This is a genomic window from Paenibacillus sp. FSL R7-0312, from assembly GCF_038004445.1.
Classification (GTDB): domain Bacteria; phylum Bacillota; class Bacilli; order Paenibacillales; family Paenibacillaceae; genus Paenibacillus_AQ.
Genome location: NZ_JBBORE010000001.1, coordinates 3,088,939 through 3,106,259 on the forward strand (window position 1 = coordinate 3,088,939; position 17,321 = coordinate 3,106,259).

At 50.4% G+C, this 17,321-nt stretch carries 18 protein-coding genes; 12 read left to right on the plus strand and 6 right to left on the minus strand.

Features of this window, described 5'->3' with window-relative positions; genetic code table 11:
* Window positions 1-74: 74 nt before the first annotated feature.
* The 4 genes from MKX70_RS13480 to MKX70_RS13495 all read left to right on the plus strand — a co-directional run bounded on the left by MKX70_RS13480 (window position 75) and on the right by MKX70_RS13495 (window position 4,529).
* The gene (locus MKX70_RS13480; protein WP_340840179.1) at window positions 75-614 is read left to right on the plus strand and encodes an RNA polymerase sigma factor; all 540 of its coding nucleotides are present in this window, start codon (window positions 75-77) and stop codon (window positions 612-614) included.
* Entirely contained in the window at window positions 611-1,726 is a 1,116-nt protein-coding gene (locus MKX70_RS13485; protein WP_042238630.1) for a hypothetical protein, read from the plus strand. The genes MKX70_RS13480 and MKX70_RS13485 overlap by 4 nt, the downstream gene beginning before the upstream one ends.
* Window positions 1,727-2,633: 907 nt before the next feature.
* Window positions 2,634-3,659, plus strand: coding sequence for a LacI family DNA-binding transcriptional regulator (locus tag MKX70_RS13490; RefSeq protein WP_340783440.1), 1,026 nt, complete (start codon window positions 2,634-2,636; stop codon window positions 3,657-3,659).
* Window positions 3,660-4,007: 348 nt separating this feature from the next.
* Entirely contained in the window at window positions 4,008-4,529 is a 522-nt protein-coding gene (locus MKX70_RS13495) for a phosphotransferase-like protein (protein ID WP_042238627.1), read from the plus strand.
* 655 nt (window positions 4,530-5,184) lie between these two features.
* Here MKX70_RS13495 and MKX70_RS13500 read toward each other — a convergent pair.
* The 5 genes from MKX70_RS13500 to MKX70_RS13520 all read right to left on the minus strand — a co-directional run bounded on the left by MKX70_RS13500 (window position 5,185) and on the right by MKX70_RS13520 (window position 8,653).
* Window positions 5,185-6,456, minus strand: coding sequence for an IS110 family transposase (locus tag MKX70_RS13500; RefSeq protein WP_340840180.1), 1,272 nt, complete (start codon window positions 6,454-6,456; stop codon window positions 5,185-5,187).
* 128 nt (window positions 6,457-6,584) lie between these two features.
* Entirely contained in the window at window positions 6,585-6,809 is a 225-nt protein-coding gene (locus MKX70_RS13505; RefSeq protein ID WP_156123315.1) for a hypothetical protein, read from the minus strand.
* Window positions 6,810-6,936: 127 nt separating this feature from the next.
* Window positions 6,937-7,365 carry a hypothetical protein gene (locus MKX70_RS13510; protein WP_340840181.1) on the minus strand — a complete coding sequence of 143 codons (429 nt, stop codon included), beginning with the start codon at window positions 7,363-7,365 and terminating at the stop codon, window positions 6,937-6,939.
* Window positions 7,366-7,474: 109 nt separating this feature from the next.
* Complete coding sequence (locus tag MKX70_RS13515) at window positions 7,475-7,597, minus strand: hypothetical protein (protein ID WP_269322077.1); 123 nt, start codon at window positions 7,595-7,597, stop codon at window positions 7,475-7,477.
* A gap of 102 nt (window positions 7,598-7,699) precedes the next feature.
* Window positions 7,700-8,653, minus strand: a complete 954-nt coding sequence (locus tag MKX70_RS13520; protein ID WP_042238622.1) for a sugar kinase — start codon at window positions 8,651-8,653, stop codon at window positions 7,700-7,702.
* A gap of 342 nt (window positions 8,654-8,995) precedes the next feature.
* Between MKX70_RS13520 and MKX70_RS13525 the strand changes: the two genes are divergently transcribed.
* The 5 genes from MKX70_RS13525 to holA all read left to right on the plus strand — a co-directional run bounded on the left by MKX70_RS13525 (window position 8,996) and on the right by holA (window position 13,473).
* Window positions 8,996-9,637, plus strand: a complete 642-nt coding sequence (locus MKX70_RS13525) for a bifunctional 2-keto-4-hydroxyglutarate aldolase/2-keto-3-deoxy-6-phosphogluconate aldolase (protein ID WP_042238620.1) — start codon at window positions 8,996-8,998, stop codon at window positions 9,635-9,637.
* A 200-nt stretch (window positions 9,638-9,837) separates the two neighbouring features.
* A complete protein-coding gene (locus tag MKX70_RS13530) occupies window positions 9,838-10,080 on the plus strand; it encodes a hypothetical protein (protein ID WP_042238617.1) in 243 nt (80 codons plus the stop codon).
* Between the two features lie 278 nt (window positions 10,081-10,358).
* Window positions 10,359-10,910: an RNA polymerase sigma factor gene (locus tag MKX70_RS13535; RefSeq protein WP_039309588.1), complete on the plus strand. Its 552-nt coding sequence runs from the start codon at window positions 10,359-10,361 to the stop codon at window positions 10,908-10,910.
* Window positions 10,907-12,166, plus strand: coding sequence for a zf-HC2 domain-containing protein (locus MKX70_RS13540; RefSeq protein WP_340840183.1), 1,260 nt, complete (start codon window positions 10,907-10,909; stop codon window positions 12,164-12,166). The genes MKX70_RS13535 and MKX70_RS13540 overlap by 4 nt, the downstream gene beginning before the upstream one ends.
* Before the next feature lie 287 nt (window positions 12,167-12,453).
* Window positions 12,454-13,473 carry a DNA polymerase III subunit delta gene (gene holA, locus MKX70_RS13545; protein WP_340783456.1) on the plus strand — a complete coding sequence of 340 codons (1,020 nt, stop codon included), beginning with the start codon at window positions 12,454-12,456 and terminating at the stop codon, window positions 13,471-13,473.
* Window positions 13,474-13,639: 166 nt separating this feature from the next.
* Here the strand turns inward: holA and rpsT are convergent, their stop codons facing one another.
* Window positions 13,640-13,912, minus strand: coding sequence for a 30S ribosomal protein S20 (gene rpsT, locus MKX70_RS13550; protein ID WP_039309591.1), 273 nt, complete (start codon window positions 13,910-13,912; stop codon window positions 13,640-13,642).
* Between the two features lie 180 nt (window positions 13,913-14,092).
* Here rpsT and gpr point away from each other — a divergent pair, with 180 nt between their 5' ends.
* The 3 genes from gpr (at window position 14,093) to MKX70_RS13565 (ending at window position 17,224) form a co-directional block, all read left to right on the plus strand.
* Window positions 14,093-15,103, plus strand: coding sequence for a GPR endopeptidase (gene gpr / locus MKX70_RS13555; protein ID WP_340783460.1), 1,011 nt, complete (start codon window positions 14,093-14,095; stop codon window positions 15,101-15,103).
* A gap of 159 nt (window positions 15,104-15,262) precedes the next feature.
* Window positions 15,263-16,675 (plus strand): stage II sporulation protein P, encoded by a 1,413-nt coding sequence (locus tag MKX70_RS13560; RefSeq protein WP_340783462.1) that lies wholly within the window; start codon window positions 15,263-15,265, stop codon window positions 16,673-16,675.
* A gap of 30 nt (window positions 16,676-16,705) precedes the next feature.
* Window positions 16,706-17,224 carry a hypothetical protein gene (locus MKX70_RS13565; RefSeq protein ID WP_340783464.1) on the plus strand — a complete coding sequence of 173 codons (519 nt, stop codon included), beginning with the start codon at window positions 16,706-16,708 and terminating at the stop codon, window positions 17,222-17,224.
* Window positions 17,225-17,321: the final 97 nt, after the last annotated feature.

The following is a 17,321-nucleotide window of genomic DNA, read 5'->3' on the forward strand; positions in this document are numbered from 1 at the left end:
TGCATGAATATGGGGTTTACTGGGAACCGTTTCTGATCTGCTGAGTCTAATTGGGCGAGAGGGGAGAGAGAAGCATGCAAAGTAGAGAGATGCCTTATAGCGTGACCATCGCTCCGTCCATGACCCTGCGGGAAATGATGGAGACTTACGGCCCGGATGTGTGGAACTATGCTTTTTTCTTGACCCGCAGCCGGGAGCAGGCGAGTGACATCAGTCAGGAGGTATTCCTTAAGGCATATAAGAGTGTCGGCAAGTACCGGGGCCAGGCCACTTTGAAAACCTGGCTGCTGACCATCACGCGCAACACCGCGTTCAGCTGGAGGCGGAACAGCTTCTGGCGGAAATTTGCTCCGCTTGGCGACCGGCAGGATACCGGAGAAGCAGCCTTGTCCGCTGAGAAGGAAGCCATCGGCAATCAATACGCCAACCGTATCTGGGAGATCATTATGGAGCTGCCGGATAAGTACAGAGAGGTGCTTGTGCTGGATATTCAGCAGGACTTATCAGTAGCGGAAATGTCCGCTCTGCTCGGTATCGCGCAGGGGACCGTCAAATCCCGGCTGGGCCGGGCCAGAAATAAAGTGAGAACGGCGATAAAGGAGGAAGACCTGTGAAGAGAGAGTACGGGGACGAACAAGTACATGTGATGAGCGGGACGAAGGACTGGTATGACAAAGCTGGACGCAACCCGCTGGCCGAGCCGGGCTTTACACCACAGCTAATGGCGCGGATCGAACAGGCTGCCGAGAAGCGTTCTTCGGGAAAAAGCGGGCAGCGCCAACGGTTCGGGCGTATAGCAGGCTTGGGAGGACTGGCAGCGGTCCTGCTGTTCGGCGTGCTGCTCTGGCCGTTCGGACAATGGGGGGACAGCAATCCGATGGGGCAGCTGGCGGCGATCTTCAACCAAAGTTCTGGTGCAGCGGCAGTTCAGCCTTCGGCATCTCCTGCAGCCACTTCTTCCGCATCGCCGCAATCTTACAATCCGCCGATTGGCTCTGTGGAATTTGAGTTTGGCGGGATGAAGTATTACATGCCGCTGCCTTCGAACAGAGATAAGACAAAAGCGCATGCCATCGAGACATCAGCCGGAATTGTCTGGTCGCCTCCGCCGCCAATGGTAAATTACAGTAAGCCCAAATACACACATCCTACTGAGCCTTACACATTATATCTGTCTCCAAAGGGTCAGCCTGAGCTATCAGAAGCTACGGCAAAGCGGATCTATACCCTTCCGCTCTATGCGGGAGGTTCGCAGAGCTATTATGAATTAGGCGTAATCTTTGCCGGCGGCGATCATGTGGTTATGACCAGCAGCACATATACGTTAGGCAAGGGCGGAATCAGAACCCCGGTAAAACTCTCAGCCGTTAACGTAACTGCGGCCGCAGCCGGTGAGACCGTTACGCCGGTTGATCTGTTTACTTTGAAGAATGAACACTTCGAATACAGATCTTATCTTGCAATCGATAAAGTGAATGATAATATGTTGCTCGTCTATTATAGCGACAATAGTCATAACGGTTACGACGTCCATGGCCGGCTATACGACATGGCAACAGGCGGAATTCAGGACGTGGACAGCAAGATCGGCATGGACATTCAGGGGCAGCAGCAGACGGCTACTTATGAAGTGAACGGGACAAAACGTAAAGCGGAAGTAGCGATCCTCCTCGGCCGGAAGTGGTATTCCGACTCCGATTGGCAGAGCATGGTGTACGGACATTGAGTTGCACCAGCCCAAAAAGGAAATTGAGCATTTATGAATTGCGCGAGTTGGAGCTTGGTGCTGCCTTAGATGTCGACTGATGCTGCCCGAGGCTCCGGAGCTGACGCATGCGAGGAGATGCAGGAGGAAGCCCGGTGAGATTACGGGGGACCTCTTCTTTTTGCTCCCAAACCCCTAATTTCCTAAATTATCCAAATTTTCAAGCCCCAACTCCTGATATCCGGATTTTCAGATTTCTAGCCCCCAGCACTTCAGCACCCCAGCTTCTCACATTCTGCGGTTTGCTCCCAAACTCCTATCCCTTACGGACTGTAAAGCGCTTATTATCTCTATTTGGCACATTTGACCACTCTTGCGGACTGGAGTGCGCTTATTGTTTCCCAATTGCGCAGTTTTTGGGTGACTTACAGTGAATAAGAGCCATGGAGTCCGCAAGCACGGCGAAATGATGATTTTTGAGAATATAAGCGCATCTCAGTCCGATCCTATCATGCTGGCTGCGCTTTTTAGTAAGTTCGCCCTTTGTCTTCTACCTCAAGCCTATCATCAATATCACGCCACTGGCCCATACCGGCCGCCGACCCCAATATCACACCATCTGCTACCCGCAATCACAATCGTAATGTTTCACTGCTAGCCCACTCTCTTTAGCCAATCGCCATCGCCTGCCCGCCGCTAATGCCCCGGCACTATCCACCCAATCCCGAATCGCCTTTCCCTAGCCTTCGACACCGCATAGTTCCAATTTTCGCGCCCTCAGCTCAATTCCTCTAGATAATTTACTAAAAAAAAGCTATACTTTTTGGTAATATCAGAAAGTAAAGTTTTTCTCCGTTTATCACTAGGTAATCTTAGTGGTAATGTAACAACTAGATCTGGTTCTATATAGAAGAGTGGGGCGGGGTAAATGAAAAAGCTGACCATAGAAGATGTGGCCCAGAAAGCGGGCGTATCGAAAAGCACAGTTTCGCAATTTTTGAATAAACGGTTCAAATATATGAGTGAAGCGACCAGACAGCGTATCGCTGAGGTTATTGATGAGCTTAACTACCAGCCGAATGGACTGGCCCGCAGCCTGAAGCAGAACCGTACGCATATGGTGGGTATTATTGTGGCCAATATTGATTACTCGCTGTCCATCCAGTGTATCCGGGCGATTGAGAATGAGCTGCAGCGCCACGGAATTCAGGTCATTATCTGCAACGCTGACGAGAATGCGGATAAGGAGAATACTTATGTGGAGACCCTGGTCGCCCGCCAGGTGGACGGTCTGATTATTTTCCCGACCGGAGATCAGCCTGCGCCATACATTAAGCTGATTGAAGCGGAATACCCGCTGGTCTTCATGGACCGGCTGGTAGACGGGATCTCGACCCAGAGCCTGCTGCTCGATAACGAGATGGCGGTGAAGACAGCGGTCAGGGAGCTGACCAAGCACGGGCATGAAGCAGTCGCCATTTTGTCATTGCCGCTTGGCCTGAACGCTATTACCCCGCGCAAAGAGCGGATGAGCGGATACAAAAAGGCTATGGAGGAAGCAGGCCTGCCGCTGCAGGATACCTATATGCGCAGTGTGCCGCGGGAAGAAATCGCCACCGCACTTGATGAGCTGCTGCGGCTTCCCCAGCCGCCGACAGCGCTGATTGCCGCCAATGATCTTGTACTGGGCGAGATCCTTAAGTACGCGAACCGTAATGCCATTGCCATTCCCGGCCAGCTGTCCGTCATCGGGATTGACGATGCTGAGTTCGCCCGGATCTATAATCCGGACATCACTACGATCCGCCAGCCGGCTTATGAGATGGGCATGCAGGCTGCGAAGATTATGCTCTCCCTGATCAACGATGCGGACGGCTCTGTGCCGATTACCTACCGTTTTCCGCCTTCGCTGCAGCAGGGCCAGTCGGTCCGCCCGCCAGTGCTGAAGAAATAAAACGGTTTATAAACGATTGTACCAAAAGGAGCGTCCTTTAAGCCCTGTGGCTTCATGGGGCGCTTCTTTTTTATTGGCTATGTTAAATTCTAATGTTGATATTTAACCATAAGAAAACCGCCTTCGTTGAAAGGCGGTTTATTGCTATCGTTCCCCGTTGAATAAGCACGCTTTCTTTTATTACAGAATATCTTCGTACTGTGCAACGATCACTATGACTCTCGAGTCGATGAAAGATCTTCTTTAGCGAACGGGGAGTATAGTTATATTCTATTTGTTTTTTATTTCCAAACTTTTGATTTCAATGTTAAAATGGAATTAATTTAACTACTAAGGAGTATTGAAAGAATGGACAGAGGTAAAATCGTATTTTTAAACGGTGTTACAAGTGCTGGAAAAACATCAATAGTAGATGCTTTACAGTTAAAATCGAACGAATTTTTTTATGTTGTTGCTAATGACCTTTTTGAAGAAATGATAGGTGAACGTTATCTCCGTGAAGATTATTGGAAGTATTTAAGTGAAGCAATTATCATGATGTATCATACAGCTAAATTATTTTCTGACCATGGGAAAAATGTTCTTATTGATGGCATTATGGTAGAAAGACCTGAGTTGAAACCACATTATGAAAAAGTGAAGAATATATTTTCTGAGCACCCACTATTCATTGTTGAAGTATTTTGCCCTTTAGATATTTGCCGTCAGAGAAATATTGTAAGAGAAAATAGAACTGAAGATCAATCTGAGTGGCAACATAAAATCATGGCAAAAGATATCCAATATAATTGTACTGTCAACACTCATTTAAACACCTCCGAAGAATGTGCAGATTTGATATTAAAAAGTATATTTGCAGAAAAAATATGAATTTCTTTACTCAGAGCCGCACATTCCACTAAAGGGAAACGTTATTTCAATAAACCAACAGTTGTCTAAACTTTATGTATCAGTTTAAGACAGCTGTTGGTTATTATATTGGGTCCCTCAAAACGAGCTCTCTTTTGGAAATCACTAGTGAGCAATATGCGTCAAATGCGACATAAAACCTCCACTTCTCTTGTTCAACTAAATGTCCTGCCCTTTAATTGAACAAAAGCAGCCGATCACATGAATCAGCTGCTTTCTTGGTATTATTGAGCTCCCTCAGTACGATTCAGTTTTCTCACGAATGCTCACTTATTCGCAGGATTTCACCCTTTTCGGATTTACCGAAAGATTGTTAGAGCAACCCGGTTGAGAACCAGGACAACATGAAGGCGTGAGGAAATAGAGGGGGATGCTGAAACCCCATATCCTTCCATATACTGCACGCTTCTCCACGCCGCCCCTGGAGGTTTTCACTCCCATGTCTCAACGGGTCATTGCCCTCTCATTCCTTCGTTACGCCTTTCCAAGGGTGGAGGCCGGTCATGCTAACGTTACGGGTCGGTGCCCTTTGGTTCAATATATCCGGTACTCCGTGCTTTCTTTTGAAATCCCGCGAATAAGCCAAAATTCGTACGACGAAACGGTGAGAAATCGCTTAAGCTGCTAGCTGAAGTGGCATCGTTTTATGTGGATTGTAGGCTTCACTGCTGCGAGCCATCCCCACGAGAATGCGAGCTAGTTTACCGCACAGTTTCATTAGTGACCTCATTTTCTTCATCTTTTTTACCTGAACATTGTACGCATGTATCGCCTTGAATTCCGGATTATTCGCGGTTAAGCTCAGGGTCATCATGAAGATGAAACGTCGGAGGCGAGATCGTCCGCGTTTACTAATCTTCATCTGTCCGGTCCATTTGCCCGAGCTTGCTTCCGCAAGGTTGAGGCCAGCATGACGCAGCAAAGCATTGCCATGTACAAAGCCGCTTAAATCCCCAGCCTCTCCAAGAATACCAGCTAGTGAGATTGCATTAATCCCTTTTACAGCAAGCATCGACTTAGCAAAAGGTATACGGTCTAAAACTGCTATAATCTCTGCCTCCACGACTCGCAGTTGCTCACAAGCGAGATCATATTCTGCGAGAAGCTGCATTAAATGGAGCTTGTACGCATGCGTTGCCTGCTTAGAGCCAACAGAATGGCTAGCAAGAGCGATTAGGGCTTGAGCCTTTTTGTCCCCAGGTTGCCGTTGCATAATGGATTTCCAGCCCCTTACCACGTCTTGAGGTGTTAACTTACTCAGTTCATCAGGCGTCGAGAAAAGACGTAGTGTCGCCAATGAGCCTTTGCACATCAGATTCTTAAATACTTGCCTCAGCTCGGGGAACACGACGTCAACCCAACGATGAATCTGGTTCTTTGCACTAACGAGTCTCGTTACGACGGAGTCTCGATTGGAGAGAAAGACACGAAGCTCTTCAAAGGCTTCAGGTGTGTTGCGAATGAATGAGTAGTAGCCGTTCTTCACCATGTCTGCGATGACGAGAGCATCCTTTTTGTCGCTCTTCGATGGCGTATTGTCGCGGTTTTCCTTGTTCTTTTTCACGAGATGAGGATTAACAAGAACAACTTCAAACTGCTTCTCAGATAGCCATTTGGAGACGCTTAACCAGTAATGCCCCGTTGGTTCCATACCGATGATTGCGGAGTCTAGGTTATGGGTTGATTGCAACGATTGGATCCAGCGATGAAGGATCTGAAACCCTTCTTCGTCATTTGAGAAAGATAGTGGATTGCCAACGACGATCCCGCGGAAATTCACCGCACGAGCGACGTGAGTTAGCTGTGCGATGTCGATTCCGACGACGAGATGCTGAGGGGTGATTTTTTCAATGAGTTGATTTTGTTTGTCCTGGGCTTTAAACTTCATAGTAGAGCGTCCTCCTGGATGATGGGATTTTAAGGGCTATGACCCGTTGCGTACTCCCATCGTACCGAGGCGCTTTTCTTTTTGCAAAGCTCGTAATTAACGCTCTACAGGAATGCTATCGTTCTCCGTTAGCGCAACTTTTTATAGGGTCGTGGAGTTAATTCAGGTTTCTCTTTTCTCCACCATTGTGACTCATGTCCAAAATAAATAATACACGCCCAGTCTTTCGGATGCTCATGATATCTTAAATCATAATTTTCGGATTCGATATCATCATTCCAGTTGACTCCTTCCCACATATCATTTATCCTGTCGACAGCCTCTTCCTCCGAGATACCAAACTCCTCAATCATGTAGCAGACTATTTCCAAACAGAAACTTTCTGATTCTTGGGTTGTCTTAAAATGAAATCGAACCAACGCATATCTCTCCCCAAAGTGACGTTGCCATCATGTCGTGGTGCTCTCGTTTCCCTTTAGGTTAATGCACCTTTAGAAGAAGTATTGCTTCATGGTTATAATTCTCGAGATCATTTTCTTCATTCAACCAGGTAACTTCCTCCGGTCTTAGCTGATAAAAACGAGCAACAGCTTCTTTACCATCAGGTTCACAAGTAACTACAATATTAAGTTCTTCCCCTGCGAAGTTACGACGGAGTATCTTTTCCCATACGTCAATTAATTCTAATGCTATAGAGAGGTTCTCCAAGTGCAAGTGGTTTATCGATGTCTCGCAGTCTGTACGGTCTGAGTAAGTTGTTTTATCGAAACTACTCGGTAAATCTCTTGCAAAACAACTAATTAAAATACAGCCATCCCATTCAACAAAATGGGCGTATTCATGGTTATTACTAGCCCCTGAAGGTTTGGTTTTAAGCAATAGTGTAGACATCGCTTCATTAGTTATCATGGTAACCTCCAAGGTAATTGAATGAATAAATGTATTGAACAAACGTTTCCTGTTAGTTGATTAATAAAACGGTACCTTGACATATTTTATTCTAACTGCACTGAGTCCGTTAGGTAAGCGGAATGGCCGGAATCGCCGGAATCGCCGGAATAACGTCTCTCCAGTCCGCAACGATACTGCTTGGGCGTGATGCCGCCATTTCATAGCAGCTGCCGCAATCCCGCTCTGCCAAACAAGGGTGCCCCAAGCCATTAGCCTGGCTCCTGGGCACCCTTGTTTGCTGTATCACACTTCTCTGGGGGAGGCTGTTCTGGCAGCTTCAGATAACTGCCTATTATACGCCAGCGTTCATGAATTTCTCCAGCCCGTCACGGGTTGGAAGCCCATCCATATCACCAGGCGACATTACGGCGAGCGCGCCGATCGCATTGCCGCGCTTCACAGCTTGGGCTACGCTCAGCTTCTCCAGCATGGCGCTGATTACGCCAACGGCGAAGCCGTCTCCGGCGCCGACTGTATCCACAACCTGCTCCACCTTGAAGCCGTCCACATAACCTTCTTCACCGGTGGACGTTTTGTAATAAGCGCCTTCAGGACCGAGCTTGATGACAACCAGGGATACGCCGCGTTCCAGATAATAACCGGCAATCTCTTCCGGAGTATCAAGGCCGGTCAGGATTCTGCCTTCACCGTGTCCCGGCAGGAACCAGTCGCAGCGGGTCGCCAGGTCATTGATGGTATTGACCATGGTTTCTTTGTCCGGCCAGAGGGTCGGGCGCAGATTCGGGTCGAGCGAGACGGTTTTGCCGCGCTGCTTCATGAATTCCATGGCATGCAGCGAGAACTCATGGCAGGAAGCCGAGAGGGCGGAAGAGATACTGGTCACATGCAAATGACCTGCAGAAGCGAAATAATCCTCGTTGAAGTCAGCCAGGCTCAGCTTGGAGGCGGCGGAATTTTTGCGGAAATATTCAACCTTGGGATCTCCGGTCAGCACTTTGGATTTGATCAGCATGCCGGTGGAGAACTCCTTGGTTGTTGTAATGCTGTCCGTATCAATTTTCTCTTTATTCAGCGCCAAGGCGATGAATTGGCCGAAGTTGTCTTCGCCAAGCTTGGTCACATAACCGGTCAGGTGCTCCAGGCGTGACAATCCGATGGCCACATTGCTCTCCGCGCCTGCCAGCGCTTTCGAGAAAGAAGTAACCTCATGCAAGGGGCCGGCTTCATTAGCGTAGAACATGGCCATAGGCTCCCCGAATGTGACTGCATCCAGCTGTTTACTCATTAATAGTTCCTCCTAAAAGAATGAACCCCGTATAAAGGTTTGGGATAGAATATAAATTGAAATTATCACATAAAACGGTTTTGTACAATATGGCATTACTCATTCAGCGGTCCTATTTTATTAGGAAGTTGCGTACCTTAAGCCATAATTCCTTGATATATAAGCTTTTTATACGTTTCCTTAGAGTGTAATTCCGTTGTTCACATAAATATATATTGACTGATGGCAACAATATTATTACTATTTTCTTAGAAGGATAAAGCCTGTTGTTAGTAAATTAGATAAATTAGTTTATCTAAATAAATATTCTTATCAGAATGTACCCAGAGAGGAAGTTTCTAAATGAAGAAAATCAAAGTATTGCAGAACATCACGTCTGTTGGCGTTGTGGCCGTTATCCGCGCGGATAATGCCGATGATGCTTATAAAATGTCGGCAGCCTGTATTGAAGGCGGACTGAACAACATTGAAGTAACTTTCACGACTCCGGATGCGGATGTGGCGATCAAGCGCCTCGTTGCCGAATATGGAAGCCGCGCTGTGATCGGTGCAGGTACAGTACTCGACCCGCTTACCGCAAGAATCGCTATTCTGGCCGGTTCGGAATTTGTAGTCAGCCCTTCTTTTGAAGAAGATACCGCCAAGATGTGTAATCTTTACGGCATTCCTTATATGCCGGGCTGCATGACGCTGAATGAAATGAAGGAAGCCCTGAAGCTGGGCGTGGATGTACTGAAGCTGTTCCCTGGCAGTGCGTTCGGACCGGATTATGTCAAGGCAGTTAAGGGCCCGATGCCGCATGTGAACATTATGCCTACCGGCGGCGTGGATCTGAACAATATGGAGAAGTGGATCAAGAACGGCTGTATCGCTGTCGGCATCGGGGGTAACCTGACTGCACCGGCCAAAGAAGGCCGTTATGACCAAATCACAGAACTGGCTGCGCAGTATGTGGCGAAATTCAAAGAGATCCAGGGTCTGTAAGCTGGCAGAGCCGTTCGCGTATCTGAAGCTTTATACCATGTGAAATGCCTTGCCTCTATTGGGTGGGGCATTTTTTTGGTTTACTTGATTTCCCGGATGTGTAAATGATGGAAAAAGGCTGATCAGGGCAATACTTACATCTAGGACTGGGGTGCTGAAGCACCTGCCGAAATTGATGAGCTTTCCTGAAAGGTGATGCCATGCCGGGCGACGATATTCGTAGCAAGCTGTATCCCACTTTGAATATGGAAGAGGCGGAGTATATAGAAATCCGCTCCGCTGTACACGGCTGCAGGGTGACTGCAGGGGCTTTTTATAAGCTGCACCGGAACTATAATCATCCGCAACTTTTTACGCAGGGCGAAGTATATGTGCTTGATGATGATTCCAGAGAGAATTATGCCGTCCTCCTGCTGTGCGCAGCTACACTTTATAAATTATAGGGCAGTCTTCATTCGCGGGGGGTTATCGCGCGGGTCTGCCTGTTTTCCATGTCATTTTTGTAACAAACTTCTATAAAAGAGTATTTGAATGATTGAAGCATCCCCTGTATGCTTAGTAAGGATTATGGACCGGTCTGCGGCAGCCGCAGGAAACGGAAACCAGGTCTTCCTTATGGCGTTATTATCCAAGTTTGGTATTCCAAAAATATTGATTACAGGCTTGCAACAAATTCGCAGTCTTGCGCGTCAGTAAGATTGCATAGAGAGGGGGAACCTTCGTGGTGGAGCAGGGACTCATCAGAGCCGCTCAAGCGGGCGATCGCGACGCTCTAATCACCCTATTGCGAGAAATTGAAGGACATGTGTATAAGACGGCCTTCTACATTCTGCATAATGAACAGGATGCTCTGGATGCATCCCAGGAGGCATTAATCCGGGTGTATACCAAGATCGGCTCCTATGAGGAGAAGGCCCAGTTCAAAACATGGGTTCAGCGGATTGTGACGAACATCTGTATTGACAAGTTCCGGAGAACGAAGCCTACTGTTTCTATCGATGAGCACGAAATGGTGTTCCAGGATAATAAGCATAACGTAGAGCGCGAAGTGATGTCGGGGTACCTGGCGGAGGATATCCGCGAGGCAATCGATCAGCTTCCTGAGCATCACCGGACGGTGATTGTACTCCGGTATTTACAGGATTTTTCTTACAACGAGATTGCAGACTGTCTGGATCTGCCTTTAAACACGGTGAAATCCTACCTGTTCAGGGCCCGGGCACAGCTGCAGAATAGACTTCAGGAGTATCAGAAAGGTGGTGTGTCAGGATGAAGTGCGCGGAGGTGATGGAATGGATGCACCGCTATTTAGATCATGATCTCAGTCAGGAAGAAATGATTGAAATGTTCCGTCATATCGACGATTGTCCTTCCTGCGCGGAAGTCTTTGACCGGCTGACGATGCTCTCCCGGCAACTGGAGGAGCTACCGGATGTGAAGCCGCCCTTCAGTCTGGTCGACTCTATCCTGCCGCAGCTTGAACAGCTGGACCGCGGCGTCCGGGAGGAGCCTGTTATGGTGGGATCTGAAGATCCCAAGATTGTTCCCTTTACACGCCAAAGCACCCGCGGCAAGAAGCCCAAGGGCGCTTCAATAGCAACACGGACAGGCATCGGCGCTGCTGCGGCAGCGGTGATTCTGTTATTCGCTATCTTCAACCTGCCGGAGAGCATGCCGGGTGCGGATATGGATCAGGCGTATAATGCAGCAGGAAGTGAAGCTTCCTCTAAGATGATAACGGGAGCCGCAGACAATGCAGCTCCGGCAGATGCAGGACAGAACAACAGCACTGACGGCGGCGCTGAGATCTTCTTCTCAGAACAAGCCACGGCGGAGCCGAATGCTGAAGAAGGTGCTCCTCTGAACAGTACAGGGCCTGCTGCCGGGGATAGTGCGGATGTTGCAGACAATGCTGACGGAGCAGACGCAGGTCCGGCTCCGGCCAAGGAGCCTCCGGCAACGCAAGCTCCTTCCGCCAAACGCAATGCCACAGCACCGCCGGCAGAGAATTCCCGGAAGGCCAGCAGCGGGAATAATAACCGTGCTGCTGATCCGGCCGCCCAGAGCCAGATATTCATGGGCATGGTCCAGGAGGATGCAGCAGCTGATACCGCAGCGCCGGAGGAAGGTGCTCCGCAGGACCCGAACGCAGCGGAGCCTGGAGCAATGGGTCTGCTGCCTGCGCTGGTAGCTTCCCAGCCTTCATGGTCTTCTCCGGATGGACGTTATACGGCAGAGCTGGCAGGACAGCAGGTTGTGATCTACAGCGCTCCGGCAGGCAGTGCAGAGGGAGGACGGGTTGCGCTGAATTCTCTGCCCATAGAAGGGACGTGGGTCTCCGGCGTGTGGTCGGAGGATAGCAGCCAGTTCACCTATGTAACACAGCTGCAGGATGGTACGCAGGCAACGAAGACATATACGGTTCCGGCAGAGACATCAGCACCGGTTCCTTCCGTTGCTCCATCAGCTTCCGTTTCCCCCCAGTCCAGCCCCGTGATTACTCCGGACGCGGCAACGTCCAATAAATAATCGCGAACTGGAACTTTTTAAGCACCTGCGGAATATGCTAGGGTATGAGGATAGGAATTACTGGATTTGCGAGTATCATCGGTATGACCGGCGGATGGTAAGTTTCTAGAGCTTCCCTCTCCGTCGTTTATATAGATGCGCCGCTGAAACGGAGCAACTTTGGCCCTGGCTGCCGAGGTTGCTCCGTTTTTGTCTATGTTTGCAGGCGTTTTTTTGTTAAAATGTATGAATGTATGTGTTGTACGTTGTACACAACCAGGCAATGAAATGGAAAAGGAAGTGGCGGGATGGATGCCAAAACGGCGGCCAAAGACATCAAACAGGGGAAAATTTCACCGCTGTATGTACTGTATGGCAGCGAGAAATTCCGGATGAATGAATTCACGGCCATGCTGGAGGAACACCTGATAGCCAAAGAGGACCGTGACTTCGCGGTGATTCCCTTCGATCTCTCCGAAACGCCGGTGCAGGCCGTGATAGAAGAAGCAGAGACGGTTCCGTTTATGGTAGAGCGCAAGCTGCTACTGGTAAGGGATGCCGCCCTATTCACGGCAGGTAAGGAGAACACCAAGATTGAACACCGTGTAGAGCTGCTGAGCGATTATATGCAGCACCCTGCCGAATTCAGCGTAATTGTATTTATGGTGAATAATGACAAGCTGGATGAACGCAAAAAAATCGTCAAAACCGCCAAGGCCTCCGGCACCGTCTTAGCCTTCAATCCGCTGGGTGCGGAAGAGCTGCTGCGCTGGGTGGAAAAGGGCTTCCGCGACCGGGGCTGTACGGCTGCTCCGGGCACAGCTGAGGTGCTCATTGCAAGTGCCGGAACCAGCCTGCAGGGCCTGTCGGCTGAGATGGACAAGCTGTGTCTGTTCGCGGGTACTGGCGGTAAGGTAGATGCTGCAGCAGTAGAGAGTCTGGTCCACCGCGGCACGGAGCAGAACATATTTACGCTGGTGGAGGATATTGCGAATCTGCGCCTCGATAAGGCACTCAATACACTCTATGAGCTGCTGAAGCAGCGGGAGGAGCCGATCAAGATCGCGGCACTGATTGCGCGGCAGTTCAGGATCATCCTGCAGGTCAAGGATCTGTCCGGTCTGAGCTATTCGCAAGGGCAGATTGCCTCCCAGCTCGGGCTGCACCCGTATGCAGTCAAGCTTGCGGGAGAGCAGGCCCATAAGTTCGGCAGTCAGCGTCTACGGCAGATTCTCAGCATACTGGCCGATCTTGATTATCAGATGAAGACAGGCGCAATTGATAAAGTGCTGGGGCTGGAGATGTTTATGCTTCGTCTTGGCGTGTAATCAGGTACAGGTTAGGGTAGCCCAAGAGCCTGTCCGCTCCGTATGAATGCGGGTGGACAGGCTCTTGGGGTGTTCCGGTATATGAAAAAAGAGCACAAAAAAACCTAACCGTATGCAGCATAGCGGTCAGGTTCTTCAAGTGCTCGTTATGATTGTCGCCCGTGGCTTAAGCTTGAGCCTTCAGAGCGTTCAATTTCTTAGCCAAGCGGGATTTTTTGCGGGCAGCCGCATTTTTATGAACCAGGCCTTTAGTTACAGCCTTGTCCAGCTTTTTGGAAGCAGCTTGGAAAGCAGCGTGAGCAGTTTCCACTTCCGTACCTGTCAGTGCTACATCAGCAGTTTTCACAGCTGTACGAAGCGCGGACTTCTGGGAAGCGTTCAGTGCACGGCGTTTCTCGATCGTCTTGACGCGTTTAACCGCGGATTTGATATTTGGCATTGCATTCACCTCCTGGAAGACATTCGAAATCATCATATGATTCACAACTTAAAATAGTTTAGCATGAAGGGTAGCAAAAAGCAACACTAAAAGCTTTTGAATTATAGCACCGGGGATTGTATAAACAGCGGCTTTCTCTCGCACACTATCGGCAATATGCTTAAGGAGGCTGAACTAATAATGGAACTGGATCTTCAGCTGTATTCGGTACGAACGGATTTGGCAGTGGAAGCAAAGGAAATGGCTCAGGCGCGGTCCAATGTGCCCATTCCCGGCGTCAATGAAGAAGTGCAAGAAGCAGATGGCATCAAGGTTACCCGGCTTGCTGTAGCAGACAATGCCGGTTCCCAGGCGATCGGACGGGCCATCGGCAACTACGTGACGCTGGAGGTTCCTGCACTGCGCGGAGGCGATACCGGCCTGCAGCAGAAGGTTTCCACTGTGTTTGCCCGTGAATTTGAGCATTTTCTGGACAGGATCGGCATTAACCGGAACTCCTCCGTACTTATTGTGGGGCTTGGCAACTGGAATGTAACTCCGGACTCTCTTGGGCCGCTGGTCGTAGAGAATTCGCTGATTACCCGGCAGTTCTATGAACTGGTTCCTGATCAGGTCTCCCCCGGCTACCGGAATGTGAGTGCGATTGCCCCTGGTGTGCTCGGCCTGACCGGCATTGAGTCCAGTGAGGTTGTACAAGGGATTGTAGACCGTACGAAGCCGGATGTGATTATAGCCATTGATGCCCTGGCCTCCCGTTCGCTGGAAAGAATCAATACAACGATCCAGATTGCCGATATCGGCATCCATCCGGGTTCAGGCATCGGCAACAAACGGCGGGGTCTGACCAAGGAGGTGCTAGGTGTTCCCTGCATCGCCATCGGTGTCCCTACTGTCTGCTACGCCTCTACCATCGTCAACAACGTGCTGGAGATGATGAGCAATCATTTCGGGAATATGGAAGGCGGCGGTGCCCATACCAAAGAGATTATGGGCTTGCTGGATGATATCTCCGAGCAGGAGCGGCTGGCGCTGGTTAAGGAAGTGCTTGAACCGCTGGGGCATGACCTGATCGTCACCCCCAAGGAGATCGACGAGTTCATTGAAGAGATCGCCAATATTGTCGCCAGTGGACTCAACGCTGCACTGCATGAAGCGGTAGATCCGGGCAATGTTGGAGCCTATACTCACTAATCTGCACCGTTCTTCATAGGCCCGCACAGTCTGCCGCAAGGCAGCACTGCCTGCGGGTCTTCTCTATGTCCTCTCATTCTAAGGTTCTAGCATTACTCTTTCGCTCATAGATTTGGAGTATGAGAGATTACAGAGGGCTTAGAGGAGGACATAACAATCATGAACAGAAAATGGTTTCAGCTATGGAATATTGGCCGGCTGCGGGGAAGGCTGCTAGATGTTCTGTCGCTGGGGAGAACGATGCTGCTGCTGGCCGGAGGTTCACTTGTATTTTTCATGCTGCTTGGAGCCGGCGGATTGGCCGGACAGAAGCTGAACTCTTCACCCATTCCCTCTATGAAGGGCTTGGCTGCATCACTCTCCAGCGGCTTCTTCATGGAGCTGCTGGGCATGGAGGTTCCGCATTTGCCGCAGGGTGAGGAGCCTTCAGCATTCTCGGGCGACAAGGTCACCTCCTTCGTATTCCGGCTGCTTACCAGTGTGGACCCGGGCGATCCCAAGAGTCTGGTATCGCGTGAGATGCCCGGCCTTGCAGCAGATGATCCCTTCCTGCTCCGGGAAGGCTCCGGGGGGACAGGTACCGCGGGGGCGCCTGCGGATTATCATCCCGGTGTCGATGAGTTAGCGGCTGGTGGGGAATCGGGAACCAGTGCTGATCCGGGAACGGACCTGGGCCCAGGCACAGAGGCGGGGACCAATGATCCGCCTGCCGGAGGCGAAACGGACAACCCGGGCCGAGAAGTTGTGCAGCCGGAGGCTACGCCTGCACCGGATTCAGGCGGTACGGTTACAGACCCTGGTGAGAGTGAAGGTTATTCCGGGAGCGGAGATGCGGAGAACGGTACCGGGGATACCTCGATCAAACGTATCCTAATCTATCATTCCCATCCCCGTGAGGCCTATAATCCTCTGCTTGGCGCAGTAAGCGATAATCCAAGCTCTGCGGTTCCTTCCAAGAATGTAATGCTGGTAGGATCATATATTGCCAAGCGGCTGGAAGCCCGTGGGATAGGAACTGTCCATGCACAGGAGGATTACGCCACGGAGGTGCCGGATTATAACTGGAACTTCTCCTATAAATATTCACGAATGACTGTTAAATCGGCGATGGCCGCCAATCAGGAAATGAGCGAGCTGATCGATATCCACCGCGACTCGCAGCGGCATGGCAAAACCACTGCAGAAATTAACGGTAAAAATTATGCGCAGGTGTATTTCATCCTCGGGCATGCGAATAAGAATTGGAAGCAAAATGAGGCCTTCGCCAATCAGATTCATCAGCTGCTGGAGAAAAATTATCCGGGAGTATCCCGTGGCATATGGGGGAAATCCTCAGGAAACGGGAATAATGGGGAGTATAACCAGACACTATCCCCGAACAGCGTGCTGATTGAGGTAGGCGGAATCGATAATTCTGCCGAAGAGCTGAAGCGGACAGCAGATATTCTGGCAGATGCCATCGCTGATGTGTACTGGGCCAGCCGGGATGCAGAGAAAGCGGCGGCGCCTGAACAGGGCGATGTCAAACTGGAGGGCACGAGCGCGAAGACATCCGCAGGCGGTGCTTCCTAAGCTAATTCACTTGAAAAAGGAGCGGAGAATATGACGCGGTTCGGTAAAAAGCTGGTCATGGTCGGGATATGGGCGGGAGTCGGGCTTCTGGTGGGTCTGCAATTCGGCGGGGGCAGCGGTTCAGGAGTCTCCGGCGTGCTGCCGGGCTGGAACACTATGGCCGGGAATACTTCTTCGGCCGGTGGACAGCTCCAGGCTGGGCAGAGCAGTACAGCGGGAGCCGCGTCTCTTCCGGCCGCGGGTAGGGCTCAGGGCGGGCAAGCCTATGTGTATGTGCCGGTTGTCATTGATCCGGCTACCGGGGCCTACAAGGTACTGCCTGTGCAGCAGCCAGTTGCAGCTGGTACGGATACAGCAGCCGGCACGGGGAGCCTTCCGCAGCAGGAAGTGAAGGACTACACTACCCTCAGTCCTGAGCAGATTCTGATTCCTGAGGAACAGAAGCCGACCGTAGATGTGCTCGCGGACAAGACGGCCGGCCTGCTGCAGCAGGCTTCGCAGAAAAGCATCCGCTGGGTAGTCTCCCTCTTCGATTCATCGGAGGAGTGAAGGGGGCCCGTGTGCAGCCGGACAGACTTTGGAGGTTAATATATCATTATGCAACGGTTGCCGCTGAATTGGAGCGTGCAGCCGTTCTTTTTTACGG